At 50.3% G+C, this 22,117-nt stretch carries 15 protein-coding genes; all 15 read right to left on the reverse strand.

Going from position 1 to position 22,117, the window contains the following annotated elements:
* Nucleotides 1-124 precede the first annotated feature (124 nt).
* Nucleotides 125-703 (reverse strand): GTP cyclohydrolase I FolE, encoded by a 579-nt coding sequence (gene folE, locus ACWHYD_RS17290; RefSeq protein WP_447965893.1) that lies wholly within the window; start codon nucleotides 701-703, stop codon nucleotides 125-127.
* Between the two features lie 74 nt (nucleotides 704-777).
* Entirely contained in the window at nucleotides 778-1,257 is a 480-nt protein-coding gene (locus ACWHYD_RS17295) for a 6-carboxytetrahydropterin synthase (RefSeq protein WP_447963264.1), read from the reverse strand.
* Nucleotides 1,258-1,346: 89 nt separating this feature from the next.
* Nucleotides 1,347-1,673 carry a 2Fe-2S iron-sulfur cluster-binding protein gene (locus tag ACWHYD_RS17300; protein WP_447963265.1) on the reverse strand — a complete coding sequence of 109 codons (327 nt, stop codon included), beginning with the start codon at nucleotides 1,671-1,673 and terminating at the stop codon, nucleotides 1,347-1,349.
* 12 nt (nucleotides 1,674-1,685) lie between these two features.
* A complete protein-coding gene (gene nuoF / locus ACWHYD_RS17305; RefSeq protein ID WP_447963266.1) occupies nucleotides 1,686-2,981 on the reverse strand; it encodes an NADH-quinone oxidoreductase subunit NuoF in 1,296 nt (431 codons plus the stop codon).
* 272 nt (nucleotides 2,982-3,253) lie between these two features.
* Nucleotides 3,254-4,201 (reverse strand): malate dehydrogenase, encoded by a 948-nt coding sequence (gene mdh, locus ACWHYD_RS17310; RefSeq protein ID WP_447963267.1) that lies wholly within the window; start codon nucleotides 4,199-4,201, stop codon nucleotides 3,254-3,256.
* A gap of 42 nt (nucleotides 4,202-4,243) precedes the next feature.
* Entirely contained in the window at nucleotides 4,244-4,654 is a 411-nt protein-coding gene (locus ACWHYD_RS17315) for a hypothetical protein (protein WP_447963268.1), read from the reverse strand.
* Between the two features lie 17 nt (nucleotides 4,655-4,671).
* Nucleotides 4,672-7,764, reverse strand: a complete 3,093-nt coding sequence (locus tag ACWHYD_RS17320) for a VWA domain-containing protein (protein ID WP_447963269.1) — start codon at nucleotides 7,762-7,764, stop codon at nucleotides 4,672-4,674.
* A gap of 185 nt (nucleotides 7,765-7,949) precedes the next feature.
* Nucleotides 7,950-8,282, reverse strand: coding sequence for a DUF167 domain-containing protein (locus tag ACWHYD_RS17325; RefSeq protein ID WP_447963270.1), 333 nt, complete (start codon nucleotides 8,280-8,282; stop codon nucleotides 7,950-7,952).
* 656 nt (nucleotides 8,283-8,938) lie between these two features.
* The gene (locus tag ACWHYD_RS17330) at nucleotides 8,939-9,691 is read right to left on the reverse strand and encodes an energy-coupling factor transporter transmembrane component T family protein (RefSeq protein ID WP_447963271.1); all 753 of its coding nucleotides are present in this window, start codon (nucleotides 9,689-9,691) and stop codon (nucleotides 8,939-8,941) included.
* Nucleotides 9,692-9,813: 122 nt separating this feature from the next.
* Complete coding sequence (locus tag ACWHYD_RS17335) at nucleotides 9,814-12,225, reverse strand: energy-coupling factor transporter ATPase (RefSeq protein ID WP_447963272.1); 2,412 nt, start codon at nucleotides 12,223-12,225, stop codon at nucleotides 9,814-9,816.
* A gap of 14 nt (nucleotides 12,226-12,239) precedes the next feature.
* On the reverse strand, nucleotides 12,240-13,796 hold the full coding sequence (locus ACWHYD_RS17340) for a bifunctional metallophosphatase/5'-nucleotidase (RefSeq protein WP_447963273.1): 1,557 nt from the start codon (nucleotides 13,794-13,796) through the stop codon (nucleotides 12,240-12,242).
* Nucleotides 13,797-13,851: 55 nt separating this feature from the next.
* Nucleotides 13,852-15,078 carry an SUMF1/EgtB/PvdO family nonheme iron enzyme gene (locus tag ACWHYD_RS17345; protein WP_447963274.1) on the reverse strand — a complete coding sequence of 409 codons (1,227 nt, stop codon included), beginning with the start codon at nucleotides 15,076-15,078 and terminating at the stop codon, nucleotides 13,852-13,854.
* A 672-nt stretch (nucleotides 15,079-15,750) separates the two neighbouring features.
* Complete coding sequence (locus ACWHYD_RS17350; protein ID WP_312644280.1) at nucleotides 15,751-17,040, reverse strand: 4Fe-4S dicluster domain-containing protein; 1,290 nt, start codon at nucleotides 17,038-17,040, stop codon at nucleotides 15,751-15,753.
* An 89-nt stretch (nucleotides 17,041-17,129) separates the two neighbouring features.
* Nucleotides 17,130-17,513, reverse strand: coding sequence for a response regulator (locus ACWHYD_RS17355; RefSeq protein WP_447963275.1), 384 nt, complete (start codon nucleotides 17,511-17,513; stop codon nucleotides 17,130-17,132).
* 181 nt (nucleotides 17,514-17,694) lie between these two features.
* Nucleotides 17,695-21,132 (reverse strand): molybdopterin-dependent oxidoreductase, encoded by a 3,438-nt coding sequence (locus ACWHYD_RS17360; RefSeq protein ID WP_447963276.1) that lies wholly within the window; start codon nucleotides 21,130-21,132, stop codon nucleotides 17,695-17,697.
* Nucleotides 21,133-22,117: the final 985 nt, after the last annotated feature.

The raw sequence follows: 22,117 nt of genomic DNA on the forward strand, positions 1-22,117 counted from the left end.
CGTGGGGATACATATGAAAATTCAAGAATGTCGGATTTAACCTCATTCCGAGAAAAAAATCAAATCTCTAGAAAAGAGCAGACACCCGCCGCGTCTGAACGACAAACATGAAATAGAGGAACCGTTAATCGCCCTCGCATCCGCGCTGGCGGATGAGCTTAAGGAATTCGTTGCGGGTTTGTTCCTGTTTCCGAAACACGCCAAGCATTTCGCTGGTGACCGCCACGGTATTCTGTCTTTCTACCCCACGCATACTCATGCAGAGATGACGGGCTTCCATGACAACAGCCACCCCACGCGGCTTGAGCTTCGTGTGAAGGGTGTGGGCAATCTGAACCGTCAAGCGTTCCTGAACCTGCAACCGACGACTAAAGGCATCGACGATCCTGGGAATTTTGCTGAGCCCCACCACATGTTTATTGGGAATATACCCGATATGACATTTCCCAAAAAACGGCAAAAGATGATGCTCACAGAGGCTAAAAAAATCGATATCGCGCACAATGACCATTTCATCATACTCAATAGGAAATAGTGCCCCATTCAGCAATTCATCGATATCTTGTTGGTAGCCTTTGGTGAGAAAGGCCAGGGAATTGGCCACACGTTTGGGCGTATTGATTAACCCATTTCGATGGGGATCTTCACCAAGATTTTCCAAAAGTTGCTTCACGATGGTTTCCAGGTTCGCGAGATTGGGCATACCCACCGCCTCGTTGTTATCCCGGACGAGAGCCCGTGGCTTAATGGATGAGGACCGCTTCGGCTTGGTCGGCATCAGTTCTCCTTTATCCCGTTTCTGATGGAAGAATCGCTGGATACTCCGGGAGTGCCCATATATTCAAAGAAGTTATCTCTGGTTTCAATTACCCCAATTTTCGCCAATTGGCCGGAAGGAATCTGATCAACCAGCAAATCCCAAACCAAACGCGCTAAATTCTCACCAGTTGTCGTGACTTGCGCAAAGGCGGGATCAAAATTGAGATGTTGATGATCAAAACGATCGACAATCTTGTCTTTCACGAGTTGATCCAAAGCGTCCACGTTTGTGATCAATCCCGTGCGTGAATCTAATTCACCGGTCACCGTCACGAGAACCGTATAATTATGCCCATGTCCGTTCAAGTTATTGCATTTCCCAAAAATCTTTTGGTTGATATCGTCCGGCAATTGATCGGTATGCAAGCGATGTGCAGCACAAAACCTATAGGTTCTGGTGATTGAGGATATGGTCGGCATGGCAGTCGGTCTCAGCATTATTTCTTTTTGCGAGGAGTTTCCTCAAAAATACGGCTATGAGGTGGATACCCTCTCACCTCTTACCTTCTCATGAGTAAAGGGCATATCTACGCAGATCGTTCAACCTCGGCCTCACCGAATTTTTCTTCGGGGACTTGAACAATCACATCTCCTGACACTCGAGCCTGACACCCTAACCGATGGTAAGGCTCAGTCAGCGCTTCCCGATCGAGCAAATCCTGTTCATCAAAATCGATATCGGAGAGATTTTCCTCGCCAGCAATCACATCCACCCGGCAAGTCGTGCAGGAGGCGTTGCCGCCGCAATCATGATTTAAGGGGAATCCGAGTTTCTCCGCGACTTCTAAAAGGGAAAGGCCTGCAGGAACTTCGCCAGACTTACCTTCGGGATGAAGAAATGTGACGCGAGGCATACCGTCTCCTCCTTACTCAGCACCAACTGGAACAGCCCTGAACGGACATCGCCCCAGGCGAATATGGTCTTCAAATTCTTGACGAAACAGGCGTAGGCTATTTTGTACCAATACCGCAGCTCCCGTGACCAGTGTACAAAACCCGGTGCCTTTGACAAAGCCACAAATCTGCAAAAGTTTGGCCAGATCGCGCTCTTCTCCTGAGCCATCTTCTATTTTTCTCATCAGGATAGCCAATTCTTGGGTACCAATCCGGCATGGTGGACATTGCCCGCAACTTTCCCGTTCAAAAAATCCTGAAAACTTAAGCGTTTGCTCCACCATACACGTCGCATCATCAACCACGATGACGCCGGCAGACCCTAATCCCGTGCCGGCTTTCTTCAGCGAATCGAAATCCATGGATAATTCCAATTGATCCGCCCCCACCATGGAAAAGGATGGCCCACCGGGGAATACGGCTTTGACACCATGTCCGTTCGGCACGCCCTGCCCACACACCTCAATCAAATGTCTGATGGACGTTCCCAACGGCAGTTCATACACACCGGGTCGATTCACGGCTCCACTGAGCGAAAACAACATCGTTCCCGGAGTGGTGCTGGTGCCTACCTGACGAAACCATTCTGGTCCATTTCGTAAGAGTTGGGGAATATTCGAGAGCGTTTCAACATTATTGACTAAGGTCGGCTTGCCATGTAGTCCAAACTCCGTGGGATAAAACGGTGGTTTTTGTTTGGGCTGCGCCGGACGACCCTGCATCGATTCCAACATCGCGGTTTCTTCACCCGCCACGTAACTGCCATACCCATCAAAAATTTCAATATCCAGGTTGAGACCTGTGCCAAGAAAATTCTTTCCCAATAACCCCTGAGCTGTGGCCTGTTCCTTGGCTCGCTCAAAGATAGCTCGTTCTTCAGAGAATTCATGATTTAAATAGATATAAGCCGCCTTCGCTCCAACGGTAAACGCCGCAATCAGGCATCCTTCAAGAAGTTGGTGAGGATGATGACGAATCAGATATCGATCTTTGAATGTTCCCGGTTCATGTTCCCCGGCATTACAGACAAAGTATCGCTCTTTAACCCGATGATTGACCACCTTGTCCCATTTCAGTCCGGTAGGAAATCCAGCGCCCCCCCGTCCCCGAAGATGGGCCTCTTTTAATTGTGCGATAATGGTCTGCGGATCGTTCTTCGTGACACACTGAACCCAGGCATCATATCCCCCCTCCTGGCGGTACGATGCAATTTCACCTGGTTCACCCTTTAACTCCCGCAATACCCGTGGTGCAAATACGTTATCCACCGAAGCCCCCTTGATCAATGGTTTGGGCCCATATGCATATATCCATGATTTTCATTATTTGGATTACGGTATTTTTTACAAATCCCTTCCTCGAAAAACCAAATTTCCTTCCATATTCCCAAGGGAAATTAGGCGTCAAGGTGGGTCAAGAGCACGAGCACGACTCACTATACGAACGGGTCGCTAAAGTCGTCAAGGTAACAAGACGATCAGAAAGCACGCCTATTTAGTGAAGGAAAAAATGGGCAGGTTCGAGACATGCCATAGGCACATCAGGTAGTCTTTTTCATCATGAGATCCACCTGTCCACACAATTCCCCAACAGCCTTGGCTGAGACCGCCAGAGCCGCCTGTTCCTGTGGGGTGAGCGCATATTCAATAATTTCTTCCGCTCCGCCGGACCCTAATTTCACCGGCACTCCCAAAAAGAGATCGTGAAAACCATATTCCCCGGCGCATAAGGCCGCACAGGGAAGGATTTTCTTTTGATCCTTAGAGATCGCCTCAACCATTTCCACGACCGAGGCAGCCGGGGCATAATAGGCACTACCGGTTTTAAGCAGATTAACGATTTCGATTCCTCCCTCGCGAGTCCGCTTAATCAGGGCCTCTAGTGCCTCCGGCGACAACCATTCGGTCACCGGCCGCCCTGCCACTGTGGTATATCGATTCAAGGGCACCATCGAATCGCCATGTCCCCCCAGAACCATTGCGTGAATATTTTCAACCGAGACCTGCAAGGCCTCCGAAATAAAGGACCGGAACCGTGCGGAATCCAACACGCCCGCCATCCCGATGACCCGTTTTCTGGGAAACCCACTCACACGATGCGCAACGTGTGTCATTACATCAAGAGGGTTGGAGACAATAATGAGAATGGCATTGGGAGAACGTTTGGCCGTCTCACGGACCACCCCCGACACTATGTTAGTATTCGTTTCCAATAATTCGTCCCGGCTCATCCCCGGCCGGCGGGGCACGCCTGACGTGATCACCACAATGTCAGAATCTTTGCTCGCCTCATAGTGATTCGCTCCCGTCAGGGCGGAATCGTAGGCACAGATTGGGCCGGCTTCGAGCAAATCCAAGGCTTTGCCCTGCGGCAGTCCTTCGACGATATCGACCAACACAATGTCGTACCAATTTTTTTCTGCCAATCGTTGTGCGATGGATCCTCCAACATTTCCTGCACCCACCACAGTTACTTTAATACGGCTCATGAAACCACCCATCCCTTTGAAGGGGTCGCCAGCCATGCGGGATTAATCATCTTCATGGCTCGTCCACCCTGCGACTTTAAAGTTGATCGTACACACAAAATTATCCCCGTCATAAAAATTCACTTTGATTTTTTTCTTCCCGTATTCACGGCTCAAGAACTCGTCCGGATTGTCAATGAACTCCTGATAGGTTCCCGCCTCATACCCTCCTAATTCTTTGAAGGCGACAATCATGCCGACCTTGACCTCTTGAAGCATTTTTGTCGTACAACGAGGGAAAATTTCCCAGAATTTTTCACGGATGTCATCCTGAGTCGGCTCAAACCGTTCTCCGTCCTCCTGCCGGTCTTTCCGGTCAAACTTCGCCTGCCGGCGAACATAAGGATATTGATGCCCGGTAAACAACTTATACAGCCACGGTGGCACATCAGGGTGTGAAGGTAAACTGGTCATGTATCTCCCATATCAGCTCATTTGGCCGTAAGCCGTTGATAAATTTTCGGCAACTTCATTGGAAGTGATTCAACTTCATCGACGACCACATAACCAATTTCCCCATACATCCGTTTTACATATTCGGTTGGAGCTTGATCAATAGTAATGCAGAAGGGATGGACGCCTTGAAGACGAGCTTCCCGAAGAGCCATTTTGGTGTCTTCCAACGAGTATTCATCCGCATAGTCATCATCTAATGGTTTCCCATCACTGATCAGAATGAGAAGCCGCACTTTCGCGGGTTGCTGTTTCAAGCGATGCGTCGCATGTCGGATCGCCGCGCCATCACGGTTTTGTTGTTTGGGTGTCACTCCGCTGATCTTCAAACCGACACGCCCCCCGGACGGTTGGTCAAAATCTTTCAAGACCTGAATGTCCACCGCTTCCCGGGTTTGCCCCGAAAAGCCATACATCGCATATTGATCGCCAATCGCGGACAAGGCTTCCGAGAGCAGGAGCAAGCCTTCTTTTTCAATATCGATAACGGGACGCGCTCGAGCTCCGATCTGGCGTCCGGTTGATCCGCTCATATCCACCAGAAACGCCACCGCAACCTGTCGATCACGTTTTTGTCTGGTGGCATACACCTGATCGGACGAATCGTTTCCTTGCCGTCGATCCACCATCCAATTCACTAAGGCATCCAGATCAATGTCTTCCCCATGAGATTGGCGTCCCATTCGACGAAAGGCTTCCGGGCGAATCGTTTCAAAATACCGGCGAATGAGTCGCACAATTGGCCCATACGTTTGAAACGTTTCGTCCACAAAGTCGGGTGACCCTTCACGGCCAGTCTGTTCGATCACACGGCACCATTGGGGTCGATAGTCTCGTACCGTCCCATCCCACTCTTGATAGAGATACTCTCCCTCACGAAGGCGAGATCCCTGTTGTCCATCGCCCGGACGAAGCGTCGGTTGAAACCATTGCTGCATAGGCGATTCACCAAAAACTGGTTTCTTGGGATCTTGCGACGAATCGGGTTGGTGAGGATGTCGACGCTCAAATTGGCTGGGTGAATTTTCCCCACCATTTCCCCCAATCTGGGTAGTTTGGTCCTGTTGCCCTTCTGTCTGTCTTTTCGACGCCTGCTCCTCTTCCTCCCCGCCTTTGACATGGTCCGGATTGAGAATGCCACGATACCCCCAGTTACTCAAAGGCCGATACGCCTCTTCTAAGTGTTCAGCCGCTTCAGGCTGTCCCCCTGAATCAGAGACCTCGTTTGTATTGGAAAAGGGTTCAGGTTGTTGATTGTCCTTCTCCAGAGTTCCTATCCGGCGTTCTAATTCCTGATAGAGCCGGTCGGCAAGTTCCACCGATTCATCGACCGTCGCAGTAGGGTGTAAAATCGTTCGGGCAATCTGCCAGATTTCATCAACTACCTCTTGAAGTCCAGGACGAGTGAAGTCCTCCTTGGTAAACCCTGCATAGAGCAACAACAATGCGTCCAGCACAATCTCACGGGCCGTCATTCCATGGGAAAGCGTGCGAAGCTCCATCGCCTCCTTGGTCAATGACGTCAAATCCTCTTGTAACCCCGGATATTCATGACGGAGCAAATAGTCAATTCGAGCATCTTCCACAATTTCCCACAAATCCCGGATAATCTCCGGTTGCGGGTAGAGTTGAAAAAGGTTTCCCAATGTGTGAACGCCTCTCTTCTGGCTGGGACGTTCCTTTTCGTATCGGGTCTGCACCCCGGTAGCCACACGTTGCAACACTTGGGTCGAGAGCGCATAGGTTCCAAATTCCACATGTCCAACCTCATGAGCGACCATGACAGTGTACCATCGCCGGTTTCCTTCCCGGCTCTCCGATCGCCTCATGACCAGGGGAAGATATACGGTTTTTCCATCGGTACTCACCTGAGCTTTCTCGGAGACAGGACTCGCTGACATGTGATTGGTCCCGACCGAAACTCCTCCTGTCTCGGGAAGTCCCTCAATGGCCACATCCTCCCCACACAACGCCCTTGCAAACATTTTCAAGGATCGGGCGACTTGACGAAGCGACACACCGCTCATCGCCTGCTCTACTGCTGAACAAGCCTGTTGCGTTTCCAAACCAAAAAAGGCCCTTCCAGCCTCGACACTATATTCCAAGGCTTCCATCCCCTGAGCAAACCACGCGTCAAACACACCGGTATCGTCCTCTTTGCCAGCCAAGCCGACCACCTCGGAAACGCGAGAAAAATATGCGAGAGTCGCCTCGGGATCTCGATCCGCCACAAGAAGGCCGAATTTTAATATTCGAATCTTCCACTCGACCGTCGAAACCCCAGGCAGAACTTCTGTAGCCTTGGCCAAAAAAGCTATGGCCTGCTCAGGAGAATGATCCGCAAGCCTCGTCCCTAGATCAATGACACGTTGTTTGACGTTCGCGTCATTGAACTCCAGAAACAGACTTGGACTCGTTCGAAAAAACTCCAAGGTTCCAATATAATCAGGCTTCCCAAGGCTGTTTTGAACCATGAGCTTCATGCCAAACCCAATCCAGGACCTGGCCGATTCCAACGGAACAGCTCTAGCTATGGAGGGACATTCACGGAAAAACTCGTTTCCTAACACATAATTCCATTCGGACAGGTCTATCCCCAGTCGGGCCCATTCCTGAAGCTCAGGAATGGCCATCTCCCCACATAATTGGGGAAGCACCTTGAACCATTCGTATGCACATTGTGGAGCGGCTTCATTTGACCCATCGGCTAGTTCCAGCACATGGGCTAACAATGCATCTCGATTCGACTCCCCTTCCAGAATTCCGAGAATCATGGGACTTTCTTTGAAATAACGCAGACCGAGAGCCCCGGAGGCTTGTGCAAAGGTAATCCCTAAATCCAGCCATGGAATGACACTGGCTACGCATCCTTTTCGATTCAACTCTCCCAGGGCCCATACGGCTTCACCCTGTATTTTTGACGAAATCTCTTTTAATTCAATGAGTAATTCCAGAATAGGCACCCGAAGACGAGGGTCCACCAGTTGTTTATCGAGACCCTGAGCCGTAGTCGCATCAAGTCGGTCAACTAATAGCTCATGAAGTTCATCTTTTGGGGTCAAGGAAGACATGTAATTGATTAATAACTGAGGGAATTAAATGGTTACAAGAAGAAGATGAAGGATTCCTGCCCGGCACGTTTCAACCGAGTTTTGTAACCAGAGCAACGGCTGGGCATTATAAAAGTGACTTCAAGGGATGTAAACTCATCCAATATTCTAATAGATTCTTAACTTTATACTCCCAACACCCATTTCTATCCACCTCTATGTTCAGGATTTTTCGTGGAAGGGCTTTTCGTCAGAGCTGCTCTTATAGCAGCCAGGGTCTTCCCTGCAATAAAAACTCGTTTCTGCCTGGAACTAACTCCCGATTTCAGCTGGACATCTTTCTGGGGAACACCAAGCTGTCGTGCCAAAAACCGGCATAATTCTGTATTGGCCTGACCATCCACCGGAGGAGCTGCAAGGCGAATTTTCAAGGCTTCCCCATGGAGTCCAATTATTTCTGTTTTTGAGGCTCGTGGCTGGACATAGATTCGAATTTCTATCCCTTCTGATCCTTCTACTACACAGCCGCCGAGTTCCATATTAAATTTCCTATAGCCAAGACAAATCATTCACCTTTTTTGGCAGAAAAATAAAATGCACGATAGATATTAACATCAAGCAATTTCACAGAACGAGAAATAATATATTAATTATCAACAGCTTATATCATACATCAAGATCTTGACATGGACCCAGATGGTGGGTAAAATATTTTTATATTGATAACGGTTATCATTTTCGAAAGGGCAATCATCCAGTAACGGTTTTTCTATGTTCATCTGCATCTGCAAAGGTATCAGAGAATCCGATGTTCGTGAACTTGGACAAGCGGGTATCACTTGTCCCTTAAAGCTTGCGGACGCCCTCGAACTCAATGACAAACGGCAGTGCTGTGGCCGTTGCATCAAAAAGATTTCAAAATTTGTCGCACTCGCGACAGAAGAGACCTCCTGCCGACAGACCCCAATGATAAGTTAGGATTTCCCTACCTACCACCTCACACCAGCTTCACAATCTCTCCTTCTCAGATACCTCATCGGAACTCGCAACCAGAGCCATTGGCCTTAAGCTTCTAGCTGAGCCAATCTTTCCATTGTCCACATCATCCAACCGACGCTTTCGGCATCCCACAATGGAAAAGAGGATTTTTGGGATTGTCTTTAGATTTGAGCGAAAATATGCAGGCATCAAATTCTCAAAATTGCATATCGAGAGTACCGAAGCCCTGCCATCGCAACCAAAGGCTTACTCCTAAAAGAATCAGCATCACACTCATGACCGTGTAATCCCGGGCCCTCAATTTCCCGGTAGCGTAAAAATGTCGTGTCGCTGAGGGATGAAACCCTTTAGACTCCAGGGACATCGCCAGAAGATTCGTTTGACGAAGGGCATGCCCAATCAAGGGAATCACCAGGGGAACATATTTACGAATGCGTTGTAGAATTCCGCCGGTCGACACATCTAATCCGCGTGATCGCTGCGCTTGAACCACACCCACGCCTGCTCCTATGAACATTCCCACCCACCGGAACGCGAGTGAGAAGACAAACCCTGCCCGTGAAGGAAGTCCCAATTGCTGAGAGGCGTGCGCGAGCTCTTCCACCGTCGTTGTCGAGAGTAACCAAATACCACCCCAGAGCATAATCAACAGCCGCAGACCCATTCCTAAACCAACCCTGACACCTTCCCAGGTCACTCCAAGCCCATGCAAGACGGGAACAGGGGTCACACCATCGACAAAGAATGGCCAGAGAGCCACGCTATAGCCAAACAGGAGAACCGTCAGCATCCACATTTTCCTGACATTCGCCCCTGCCTGAGACATAGTTAACCCACCCATCACGCCTCCAAATACTCCAAGCAAGTAAACCGGGTCCGAAAAACACAGAGCTAAACCAAACACCCCAAGCACCGTCAGAACTTTGGTGCGACCATCTAACTGGTGCATCCACGATTTCCTGGATAAATACAAGGAAACGTTCATCGGGATTTACCAGACTCTATGAATCTCACACATACCACACATGCCACACACGTTTTCCATTACCGGATTCGTATCGGCAACAATGCTCATGGAAAACCTCGCCTCCAGGAGGCGTTCACTTCTTCCACCGTTAGTAAGGTCTGTCCCCATCGTTGGCTAAAGCGGGAAATAACCGGGATCTCTAATGATGCTGACTGGATCAACCCGGGATCAGCAAAAACTTCTCGAGGCGTTCCATCAGCAATAATCCTCCCGCTATGCATGAATAGACAGCGCCGGGCATAAGCCGCAACAAGCCCCATCGAATGTGTGATCATCACAATCGTATGCCCCTCTTGGTTCAGTCGCCGAATCATCGCCATCATCCGGTCAGTTTCATGGGGATCAAGCCCTGTCGTGGGTTCATCAACAATCAACACAGCCGGTCTTGTAGCCAACACGGACGCCACCGCAATCCGCTGTCGCTCCCCTTTTCTTAAGGAAAACGGATCTAAGTCCCGACTTCCCTCAATAGGCAATCCCACAGCAGTCAAAGATTCTTTCACCCGATCGGCAATCTCATCCTCTGAGCAACCCATATTCTTCGCGCTGAAGGCAACTTCTTCCCAGACGGTATCCGCAAAAATTTGATGATCAGGATTTTGAAAAACTAATCCGACGCGTTGGGCCAATTCATTCATCGAGGTGCTGCGGGTATTCATACCGTCCACAACAATGGTGCCGCATGTCGGCATCAAGAGGCCATTGAGCAATCGTGCAAGCGTACTTTTCCCTGATCCATTCTGACCCAGCAATGCCAGAAAGTCTCCTGGCTGGATGGTAAATGACACGTCAGCCAAGACCGTCTGCTCTTCATACTGGAAAGAAACGTGGTCAACCTGAATCAAGGGCAAAGCCATCGTTGATTCTCTCTCCGGCAGCTTCCCCAACCGAAGTGTATCATCAAGAACCTCCGCCGGAGGTGCCAGACGAAGATTCAATTCCTCAGCCCGGGTCCATGCTTCCTCGACGGAAACGGGCACGTGTTCCAGGTCCCATTCTTCAAAACATTCTGTCAGGACGAAAGGTCGAAGACCACAATCCCGCATCAACTGAGGCTGTCGCAACAAGATCTCAGGCTTTCCTTCCCAGACGATGTGCTCCTCATCCAAGACCAGAACTCGATCCGCTTGCGCAAGATAGTCATCATTATGCTCGGTCATGAGCACAGTAATTCCGTCTTGTTGAAGATTCCGTAAAACATTACGTAATTGTGACCGGCCTGCCGGATCAAGGTCTGAACCGGGTTCATCCAGGACCAATAGCGCCGGTTCTTGTACCAGCACAGAAGCCATTACCAGACGTTGCCTCTGGCCACCGGACATCGTCATAGGATCACGGTGGGCACAATCGGCCAACCCGATTTGACTGAGGGCACGAACGACCCGCCGTCGGACCTCGTCCACAGAAAGTCGAGGGTCACGATATTCCAATGGGTGGAGCAATTCCCCCTCAACAGTCGTCGCCACAAGTTGCGTATCAAAATCCTGAAAGACCAAGCCGACCCGCCCAGCCTGTTTCCACACGGGATCATCCACGGTGTCGCGGCCCTTCACTCGCATCGTTCCGGAAAGTGTCCCAGGGATCATATGAGGAATGAGACCATTACAGGCATAGCATATCGTGGACTTCCCACTTCCACTCCTGCCTAACAGAACAACGAGTTCACCGGAAGCCAGAGAAAATGACACATTCCTGAGCACAGGTGCTGAACCGGACGCATACTGGAAAGTAAAGCCACGACAGTCCACAATTACGTCGCGAAAATTTGCATTCGTCCCCTCGCTCCCCGAATCAGGTGCCTCCAGCTTTTTGGTAGGGTTAATATGGGAAGCAGCTGATTCTCGAATATCTTCATACCGCAAGCGCAACCGTTGCACTCTCGGATAGAGAAACCCCAATAATGGAGGACCGAGAAACATGCCCATCACCACATTATTAAAAAAGATCGCTGGAGCGAGGATAACAAAGGGTAACAACCCCAACCACTCCACTCCCCACGCAATCATTCCGGCACAGGCGGCTGAAGCGATCATACATACCACGCCATATTCCATCATCTGACGCCAAGATTTCCCCAAAGGCGGCTGGCCGGATGAGAACCACCCCAAATGCCCCCATAATACATACGGAAGATATCCGAAAATAAAATTGCCTAAAAACCCAAAGAAACTTGCCGGCCCCAATGTGCCGAAACAATCTCCGATGACATTGCCAATACCTGCGCCCCAAGCCGCAGCGGGACCAAACAACAGCGATGCCACAAGAGGAATGGCATTAGCCGGTCGTAATTCCACAAAACCAGGAACAATCGGAATGCCGGCTTTAAAGGGAATAAGAATTGCGGCATAAATTGCCGCAATCTGAGCCGTTAGAACAATCTGCCGGGTATCCCGCCAGACAGCTACCAAATCAGCCCACCATCGTCGTGAATCACGAGCAGCTTGGGGAAGAGACATACAGTGATGAGAGGTTAATGAGACGGGAAGCTATTCACGAATACGATACGATCATCTGCTTCCGCATAGAGCGGACCATCAGCTAAGGCTTTCAACAACAGATCTCTCAAGGGGATTTGATGGTCCCTTCGATCCGAGAGGTGAGTCAACATGTCATAGCCATCCCCGCCCTCAGCCACAAAGGCGTCCGTCGCGACAGTATAGGTTTTTGACATATCTAAGGGCATACCCCCAACCATGATGCTCTTCACACGAGATCCAACCGGGGCCTTTCCTTGATACGTGACCTGGAGACCGGATACCTGGAGGAACCGACCGGAATGATTCGGCCATTGACTCACACTATGCTCTAAAACCTGACGAAGCATCGCTCCCGTCACATGTACGGTCACAAGGGCGGAGTCAAAGGGCAGGACCGAAAGCATATCGCCTAATGTTACCGGACCGGGTTCCAGGCTTCGACGAATTTGTCCGGAATTTATTAAGGCGATATCCGTCTCAAATTTCCTTCGCATACGATCTGCCAACAAATTTCCCAAATTGGTTTCTTGGGTCCGGACAACAGGCCGATCGCCCTGGAGCCGCACAGACGCCTCCCCCAATATCTGAGTGGCTTGACGGGCAAACCGCTGTCGATACTCGCTCAGAAGTTGTTGGACATTCGGCTCGACTGGAACTTCCACGGTCACTGGAATATTGTGTGAACGCGCCTGGATCACCGATCCTTCCTCAATCGTCAGATCTAATCGCCCGACTGTTCGGCCTTGCCGATGTGTCTTCACATACACCGATCGAGGACGAGTCACGGATTCAACCGGCTCCATCAAACCAGGAACATACAATCCGTCAAACCCTTCGGTATGTCCACCGATGAGTACATCCACCCCCTCAACGGTCTCCAGAATTTTTAAATCTTCATTGCTATCTTGATGCGTGAGGGCAATGACCAGGTCGATATGGGCTTCTGTCCGTAATCGCAGGGCTTCAGTTTGAAGAGAGGCAATCGGATCCATCAATAATAACGTATTTGCGACATCCCGGTTGAAGGTATCAGGAAAATTACTGTTCCCCACAATTCCGACGATTCCAACACTCACATTCCCCAAGCGGGTGACAACTGAGCGCCGGCAAGGGAGGACAGATCGCTTGGACTGAAGGTTCGTGCATAAAATTGGGAAATCGGCTAACTCAACCAATGTGCGAAGGTGGTCAATTCCATAATCAAAATCATGATTTCCAGCCACCATCGCATCGTAGCGGATCAGATTCATGGCCCGAATATCCGGTTCACCGCGAAACCAGGAAGACATAGCGGTTCCAATAAGGATATCCCCCGAATCCACCATCAAGACCGGCACGCCTTCCCGCCGAACCTCCTCCGCAATTGTGGCCCGCCTGGCCAGGCCTCCAACTCTCGTCTCTCCGGCTTGGTCAAGCGGAAGCGCAACCCCGTGATGCTCGCTCGAATGCAGAATCACCAACCGGTCGGTCGCAAAGGCTGGGTTCCCCCAGAGAATCAAGAAAAAAAGGAGGAGCCCCCAATGCCCCCGTCTTTTAAGTATCAATCGCATAAAAAGGTGTCATCCGATATGCAACACGGAAAAGAAGCAGCGTCACCCATGAGCATTATGACTGCACACAGCGGAAACCGATATGCGCATAGGGGTAACTTTGTCGAAACCAATTTCGAAACGACCGGCGCAAGAGTCGGCTGGAGGTAAAAGGCCCGGCACCTTTCACCACATAATGATCCTGATCAAAAAATCTGGCTGAATAACCAGGATACGTGGGAAAGGGTGAAAATCCATGAAAAGGATGGAAAACGGTCGATGTCCATTCCCAGCCATTTCCCACCATCTGAGCCAAACCAAACGCACTGTCCCCAAGAGGATGGGCATTCACAGGAGCCAGATCCCAAGCATGAAAATCAACATTCCCATGTTGAAACATTGACGCGGCATTACCCCAGGGGAAGGATTGCTCAATACCGGACGGAGTGCCAAAGGCGGCGCGATGAAACTGGGGTTCGGTCGGGAGGGTCATCCCGGCCCAATTAGCGTAAGCCTCCGCCTGTCGATGTGTCACATACACCGGCCAGAATGGGGGTAATGGGACTTCCTGGAACATCGTGCGCACATACCAGGCATCCCCTCGTTTGACCCAAAATGCGGACGGTTCGCCACCCTCCTGAACAAATTGCAGATATTGTTGGTTCGTCACTTTATGCCGGCTGATCAAGAACGCAGGAACAGGGACGACATGTTGCAAGAATTCGTTGTCCCAGCCAAACCCCTCTTCTGGCTCCCGTCCTAGGGTGGCCATGCCTTCTGGAACTTCCATCATCTCATTTTTAGGTATGTCTTCTGAAAATGAAGAAGATAAGCCCTTGGAGGAATTCGCTGGCGCATGCTTGTACTTTGAATCCAAATGATGGAGTAAGTAGGCATTCGTCTCCGCATGCATCAGACGATGTTCCACTGCCATATGGATGATACATTCCGGAACAGTTGGCAAGAGGCGATCCACTTCTTCACGAGCACGTGCATTATAACGGTGCACTTCATGTATTGTCGGCCAATCCGATGGTCGATCGGCGGGCAGATTTCCCAAGGAAGGATCAATTCCCGCTTCAAATAACTGGTCAAATGATTCATGAAACGACGGCATGCCCAATGTCCAACGACCAATCTGATTCCAGTCAAATGCCTCAAGATGGCCCAGGTAAAAAATTAAACGATGTCGCTCGGGGATAGGACGCTCATACATGGCTTCATCACTCACAAGGGAGAAGAGACGATCCGTGCAGAACCGAGCATCGTCTAATTCACTTTTCAATTTGGCCAATTGCATCATTAGGACCTCTCCTTATCTAGCCAGACATGACAAAAAGAATCAATACAACATAGCTTGTAATTTTCACCCAATTTTATCAAAAAATTAACTATACCGGACTGGTCTAAGGGTCGAAAAGTTCAAAAGCCAAGGCCATTATGGGATTCAAAGAAGAGTGTCCTCTCCAAACTACCCATAGAATCGTTTGGTTGATGAGCGGGAAAAAATGGTTTCAAACACTCTTCCAATGAAACTCTATAATTCCACCAATAGGAGAGGTGCTCTGAACAGAGACAATTTATGAGCTATAGTTACAATAAAATCCAATAAAATCATCATTTATTTTTCATCAAATTTCATCCTTTGCACATGTTTCAACGCCGTACAATGCGGATACAGTGGAATCCCGTGCGTTCTCCGAACTCACCTCCTTTCCCTATCATGAGATACAGTATTGTCCCTATATGTAGATTTTTTCCTGAATAAGGAACCCCTGTTTTTTCTTAATCCTATGCATGCCTCATTTGTCGAGCAAAAAGGTAAAGACCGGACGGTATCAAAAACATTTTCAGCTAATACGGATTTACAGTTCTAAAGTGCATTGTAAAAATGCTTGAAGAATTTTGAATAAAAAAAAAGCAGGGGGCGACATCTGTCGCCCCCTGCTCTTCGGTCTCCCCTCTGGGCTTCCGCTTACAGCCAGTTCACCCGCTCCGCCGGGCGGATGTAAATCGGCTCTTCCACTTGCTGCCGCACCGCTTCCTTGCCCGATTTGTTGAACCCCAACACCGTGTCGTTGTACATCTCAAACTTCCGCCCATGGATTTGGGTTTCGAACACTTTCGGTCCCGGAATCACGTCATACCGGAAGATGATCTGTTGGCTCGCCCGCCACAACTGCAACACCGCCAACAATTCCCGGCTCGGCACCAGATACTTCTCAATCGCATTGTCCACTCCCGGCCCGAACATCTGCCGGATGTAGCCTCGCGGCGCCTGCCGCGGGGGGATATAAAACCCATTGGGCTCCGTGCCCCATTGCGGATACAACGGCAACGCCACTTGTTCCACCCGGATGGCATAGTACAACGGATTCCAGCGATCTTCCGCCCATAACCCGTCATCGCCGACTTTGACCAGCCCTTGCAGGCGGATTTTGCCCACGCACGCTGCCATACATCGGGTTTCCATCGGCTCGCCCCCCGTTAAGGGGTCTTTGCCCTCGACCCGTGGATAGCACGCAATACACTTCTCACTCACCCGCGTCGTGCCCCGGTACATCGGCTTCTTAAACGGGCATTGTTCCACACACTTCTTGTACCCCCGGCACCGGTTCTGGTCGATCAACACAATCCCGTCTTCCGGCCGCTTGTAGATGGCCTTCCGCGGACACGCCGCCAGACAGCCCGGATACGTACAGTGGTTACAGATGCGTTGCAGATAGAAGAAGTACGTTTCATGCTCCGGCAAGCTGCTGCCTTGCATTTTCCACGGCTCTTCCTTCGTAAACCCCGTCTTATCCACCCCTTCCACGATCGCCCGCATCGAGGTCGCCGTGTCTTCATAAATATTCACAAACCGCCATTCCTGGTCGGTCGGGATGTAGCCAATGGCCGCCTGCCCGATCTTGGCCCCCGCATCAAAGATCGTCATCCCTTCAAACACTCCGTACGGTGCATGGTGCTTGCGGCCCACCCGCACGTTCCACACCTGGCCGCCCGGATTGACCTGCTCGATGAGCTGCGTGATCTTGACGTCGTAGAATTGTGGATAGCCCCCATACGGCTTCGTTTCCACGTTGTTCCACCACATGTATTCCTGCCCTTTGCTGAACAGCCACGTCGACTTGTCCGCCATCGAGCAGGTTTGACATGCCAAACACCGGTTGATGTTAAAGACAAACGCAAACTGCCATTTCGGATGCCGCTCCTCATACGGATACAGCATCTTTCGTCCTAACTGCCAGTTATACACTTCAGGCATTGTCGTCCTCCGTTTCAGTGAAAATTTCGGGGATGAATAGTCTGAATTTGCCAACAGTCACGTTGCCAAAAACCAGGCTTCAACCCAATTTACTGTCGCATTTTTCTTTCGGCCATTGCTTCATTCACGATACAACCTAGCACGCTCAGATCTATCGTTTTGAGCAGGACTTTACAGTGCCCTAATTGCTTTACAGCTTGTAAGTCCACCAGGCCTTCATACGCCGTAAATATCACGGCGGGAGTGGATAACATCTTTCTCACTGCTTGTAATGTTTCCACTCCATCCATACCGCCCATTTTATAATCAACCAAGATTACATCCGGTTCATCCCTATGATTTTTCAAAAATTCCATCAAGGCCTCTCCCGATTCAAAAGCGCGTGCCGTGCAATCTAATCGGGAAAGTTTTTTCGCAATATTTACGCGAACCACCTCATCATCATCCACCACAAATACATAGGGTTTTGTCACCACATGTTCCTGGTCTATGCCGTAAATATTTGCACCGGATTATCTTCATCAGTGCTCCTCACAATACCGTTTTTCGCAATACGTTCCTTTTTCCTTGAAAAAGGCGGAGGCTGGGGGGAGGTATTCGCAATGTTTCTTTCTAGACGGCAATCAAGAAGAAACCCCCCAGCCTCCAATTCACTTACACTTTGATCTTAATATGATCACCCTTCAGCCATTTGATCATGAACTCATTCTCCTGGCCTGGGGTAAACCCGGTCCGGACCGGCTCCCACGGTCCACGGCCGCCGATACCACCGTCTTCCGCCTTGGTAATGCGGATCAGACATTCCTTCGGCGTCGTATTGACCGAATGGTGATCGATCGAAAAGCCCCATTTAAACTTCCAGCCAATTGGATGCTTACCCGGCAACGAGTCGGTTTGATGCATGGGCATCAGCCAACTGCGGGTAAACGACTGCTGCGCTCCATACCGGAAGTTCGATTGATAGCCCGTATCCAGCGCAATCGCCCGCCCATCCGGCCGGGTTTCATGCCCTTTCACCGACTTCGCGGTCGACACAAACGGCGCATGCTTGGCCATCGTGACATGGTACGGGAACGCCGGGTTGTACTTCGCCCGGATCATCAACCGCGCCACCTTGTAATATGGGTCACTGGGTTTCCAGCCCCGATACGGCCGGTCCACCGGGTTACCGTCGATGTAGACATAGTCCCCATCGTTGATCCCCCGATCTTTGGCCGCAGCCGGATTGATATGGATTTGATGCTCACCAACTCCTGGCGTCCGCTTATCCATCCGATAGGCATCCCCAAAGTTGGATTCATACATCTGCACCCAGTCATTCACCGACCATTGGCTATGCACCCGATGCCGGGTCTTCGGGGTGACGCAATAGAACTGATACCCCTTCTCCCAAAGCGGATTGGCGTACCGTTTAATTTCCGACCAGGGCAACTTGATGTTGCGGATGGTTTTGTCGTCATGATGTTGCGCCGTGATCGGCACCCCATAGTCATCCGGCCGGATATACGGATTGGAGGACATGATCGCATTCGGCAAATACGGGGTTGCCTCCGGGCCTTCCCGATGGACGATGAAGTTTTCCCCATATTCAATGGCTTCCGGCTCCACCCGGTAGCTCTCCAGGCGGCCACTGCGGGTCCACTGCGGTTTTGATTCGTTGACTTCTTCCCACAAGGGATGTCGGGGATAGGTCCGGGTCATCACCATCCAGCCCTTTTCCGACTTCAACATCGTATCCGCGTTATACCCATAGGAGCAGTTGCCCGCATCCAACAACCGTTGCAGATACACGTCCACGCGATTGTCATAGACAAACTTAAAGTAATCGCGGAACCGCCCATCCCCCGTCATTTCGGTGAGTTTGGCCGCGACGCCCGCCACCGTATCCAAATCGTTCCGTGTGTCATACAACGGCCGGATGCCGCCTTTCCACACCTGGAACCAGGGATTCGACACCGTCGCCGTATGCTCCGGATAGGTAAACTCCATCCACGTATTCACCGCAAATGACACGTCGAAATGGTTGACATCCGACGTCATCTCGACTTCTTGATTCACCAGACATTCATTATGCGGATCCACATTCTTGACCATGTCATAATGGTGCTTGGCATTATTAAGAATATTGACATTCGCCACCCACCGGAATTTACTCGGGGTCGGCATGTGTGTTTTGCCTGTAAACACCCGACGACCATACTTCGGCGTATTGACAATCAACGCCGTATCGCCGTGGTTCCAATAGCCAGGCTCCTCCCCATAATAGTAACTTCTTACGTGAATTTCCTTTCCATGGGCATTGGGGTCCGTCGTAATCTTGAACGGATCCTCTCCGGTATGCACTCCAAGACCGGATCCTGCCCACGGGGTCGCCGCCCAGGTTCCCGCCTTATAATTCCCGGACCAGGTATGACACCCGCTGCCGAATTTCCCAATATTCCCCGTATAAATGAGGTTCAAGGCCGCCGCCCGCCCATTTTGGGTCATGTGGAAGTAATGACAGACGCCTTCTCCGTTGTGAATCGCAGCCGGCTTGACCGTCCCGATATCACGCGCCCACCGCACGATCAAATCTTTGGGAGACCGACAGATTTGATGCACCGTATCCAAATCATAGTCTTGGAGATGGACTTGATACATTTGGAAAATCGGCATCACGTCCACTTCCCGCCCACTGAGCAACCGCACCCGATGCGTCCCCGTCAAGGCTGGCTCAATGCCACTCTTTCTGAAGTGCCACCCCACCAATTCACGATGAATGGGGACCGCTTGATTCTTGTTCAGATCCCAGACCATGAGGCCACCTAACCGCGCGATTTCCGCCGGTGTCAGCGTCTGCACTTTGCCCGAATAGGATTTGGAAAAATCGGGGAATTGATAATCTTTAATCACATCACGCGGATCTAAATATTGCAGGGTATCGGTCCGGACCAAGAGAGGCATATCGGTGTAGGACCGACAAAAATCCGCATCGAACATGCCCTCATCCACAATAATTTTACATGCCCCTAAAAAGAAGGAGCCATCAGACTCTGGACGCACAGGAATCCAGTAGTCCGCTCGATAGGCCGTCGGATTGTATTCCGGGGTAATGACCGCAATGCGTCCTCCCCGCTCAATGGATTCAAGTTTCCAGTGGGCTTCCGGCATCTTGTTTTCGACGAAGTTCTTGCCCCAACTGGTATTAAACTTCGTGAAGCGCATGTCGCTCAAATCCACATCACAATTCTGGGTCCCATTCCACCAGGGCTGGGAAGGATCCTGGTCGCCGTGCCAGGTATAGTTATTCCAGTAGCGTCCGCCTTGCGCATGCTCAGGCGTAACTTTTCGTACGTAGGTATCCAATAAGGCGCCGCAGCCGCCATTCATCCGGGTGATGCCCATTTTCCCAATGATTCCCAAAACAGGCATGCCAGCCCGGAATTTCATGCTTCGAACTCCTGAGCCTTTCATCATCTCCAGCATCTCGGGCGGATAGCCTTGCTCCCGCAACCGTCTGGCCCCGGCCTCACCGCTATACCGGTTGGCGATGATGATCATGGCCTTCGCCAAATAGGTAAACGCCGTATCCCAGGACACCCGCAACATGTCGTCCAAGTACCGCGCATTAAATTTGTATTTCGCCTGAATGGTCGGCGTGAACTCCGGGCTCCCGTCATCCATCCATTGTTTCCACCCTCGACGCATCAAGGGCCCCTTGAGCCGGTACGGTCCATACACCCGCCGATGCATCGTAAACCCCTTCAGGCACATGCGGGGGTTATGCGCAAAGGTCCCACGATTGCCATAGAGATCTTCATAGGTCTGGTGATCGTAATTTTGCTCCACGCGCATGACGACCCCGTTTCGGACAAACGCCCGGATTCGACAGGCATGCGTGTCATTGGGAGAACAACACCAGGTAAACGAACTGTCATAGCGATATTGATCGTGGTAGACCCGCTCCCATGAACGGTCAGGATATTCGCCGAGAGGATTCCCGACTTCGATGACTGGCTGTAACGCCGTTAAGGCCAGAGCCTTATCGGCCAGTGCGACTGCAGCCACAGTCCCTGCAGAAACTTTCAAGAATTGACGTCTAGAAAGAAACATTAAAAGACCTCCTTTTTTTAAAAACTCATTACGGATAAACATATTGAAAAATAGTTCCGTAATAGGACTTCGGACCGGTACCTGCCTTGCACCTCCTTTCTAATCAACCCAATTCCACCACCAATAAAAAACACTGATCGCAAGTGTCACCACTTTTATCCATGTCATTGATTAGCAAACTTTAGTCCAAACATCTTGGCTTGCCCTATTCCCCTTAACCAATTGAAATTTATAAGTTAATTTACGTTCATGCTTGTTATGGAAAACTACTAAAACCACGAAGAACATCGCGAATACCTCACGAAACATTGAAATCTCAAGGTTGCATGTTTTTAGGTTTGCTATTCAGTCAGTCGCTTTTGGGAGAAAATTACGGAAGACCCACATTCAGCGGAATTGGAATACCGACCACCCAACGGTTCAAACCATGACTCATACGAGGATCCAAATACGACTTCCGGTTGGCTTATAAAAAAATAGGAAATAAAATTCGACGAAAGGGGCAGATACGGGGTAGCAGGAAGACGGCACTTGAAAGAAATATAGGGATAATTTGGGTGGTGGGTAATCGTTATCTCTGCCCAAAGAAGCTAGGCTTCCACATTTGTGATGTGCGTGAGAGTTCTTAGGAAGTCTGTCCGCAATGCGTCAGATGCTGGTCGATATCCCTCATTCCCGGCTCCTCATAGCTGGTCAAGAATGAGCGGTAAAACACAGACAAGGCTGCTCGAAGAAAAGGCCTCAAACGTTTGGGCGAGTGGTGGGTGCGGAAGAGTATGTCAGCACGCCCAGGCGGCAAGAACGCCGCTGGCGGACTTGTTTAATACTCCCTTTCCAGGAAAGTTGGCATTCTAGCATATCTGTTCTTCTCCAGAATGTTAACCATGAAAATACGCCATAAGGACGTTGCACACGGGCAAGAATTCGGCTGTTCAAAAATAGAGGGAAAGAAAAGAGTCAGCTCAAAAATTTCCGGTTCTCAGAA

It is taken from the genome of Nitrospira sp. Ecomares 2.1, from assembly GCF_965152585.1.

Coding starts and splice junctions, on each gene's coding strand:
- folE (WP_447965893.1), bottom strand. CDS start 703: ATGCCCAATCTCGCGAACCTGGAAACCATCGTGAAGCAACTTTTGGAA.
- ACWHYD_RS17295 (WP_447963264.1), bottom strand. CDS start 1,257: ATGCTGAGACCGACTGCCATGCCGACCATATCCTCAATCACCAGAACC.
- ACWHYD_RS17300 (WP_447963265.1), bottom strand. CDS start 1,673: ATGCCTCGCGTCACATTTCTTCATCCCGAAGGTAAGTCTGGCGAAGTT.
- mdh (WP_447963267.1), bottom strand. CDS start 4,201: ATGAGCCGTATTAAAGTAACTGTGGTGGGTGCAGGAAATGTTGGAGGA.
- ACWHYD_RS17315 (WP_447963268.1), bottom strand. CDS start 4,654: ATGACCAGTTTACCTTCACACCCTGATGTGCCACCGTGGCTGTATAAG.
- ACWHYD_RS17320 (WP_447963269.1), bottom strand. CDS start 7,764: ATGTCTTCCTTGACCCCAAAAGATGAACTTCATGAGCTATTAGTTGAC.
- ACWHYD_RS17325 (WP_447963270.1), bottom strand. CDS start 8,282: ATGGAACTCGGCGGCTGTGTAGTAGAAGGATCAGAAGGGATAGAAATT.
- ACWHYD_RS17330 (WP_447963271.1), bottom strand. CDS start 9,691: ATGCACCAGTTAGATGGTCGCACCAAAGTTCTGACGGTGCTTGGGGTG.
- ACWHYD_RS17335 (WP_447963272.1), bottom strand. CDS start 12,225: ATGTCTCTTCCCCAAGCTGCTCGTGATTCACGACGATGGTGGGCTGAT.
- ACWHYD_RS17340 (WP_447963273.1), bottom strand. CDS start 13,796: ATGCGATTGATACTTAAAAGACGGGGGCATTGGGGGCTCCTCCTTTTT.
- ACWHYD_RS17345 (WP_447963274.1), bottom strand. CDS start 15,078: ATGATGCAATTGGCCAAATTGAAAAGTGAATTAGACGATGCTCGGTTC.
- ACWHYD_RS17350 (WP_312644280.1), bottom strand. CDS start 17,040: ATGCCTGAAGTGTATAACTGGCAGTTAGGACGAAAGATGCTGTATCCG.
- ACWHYD_RS17360 (WP_447963276.1), bottom strand. CDS start 21,132: ATGTTTCTTTCTAGACGTCAATTCTTGAAAGTTTCTGCAGGGACTGTG.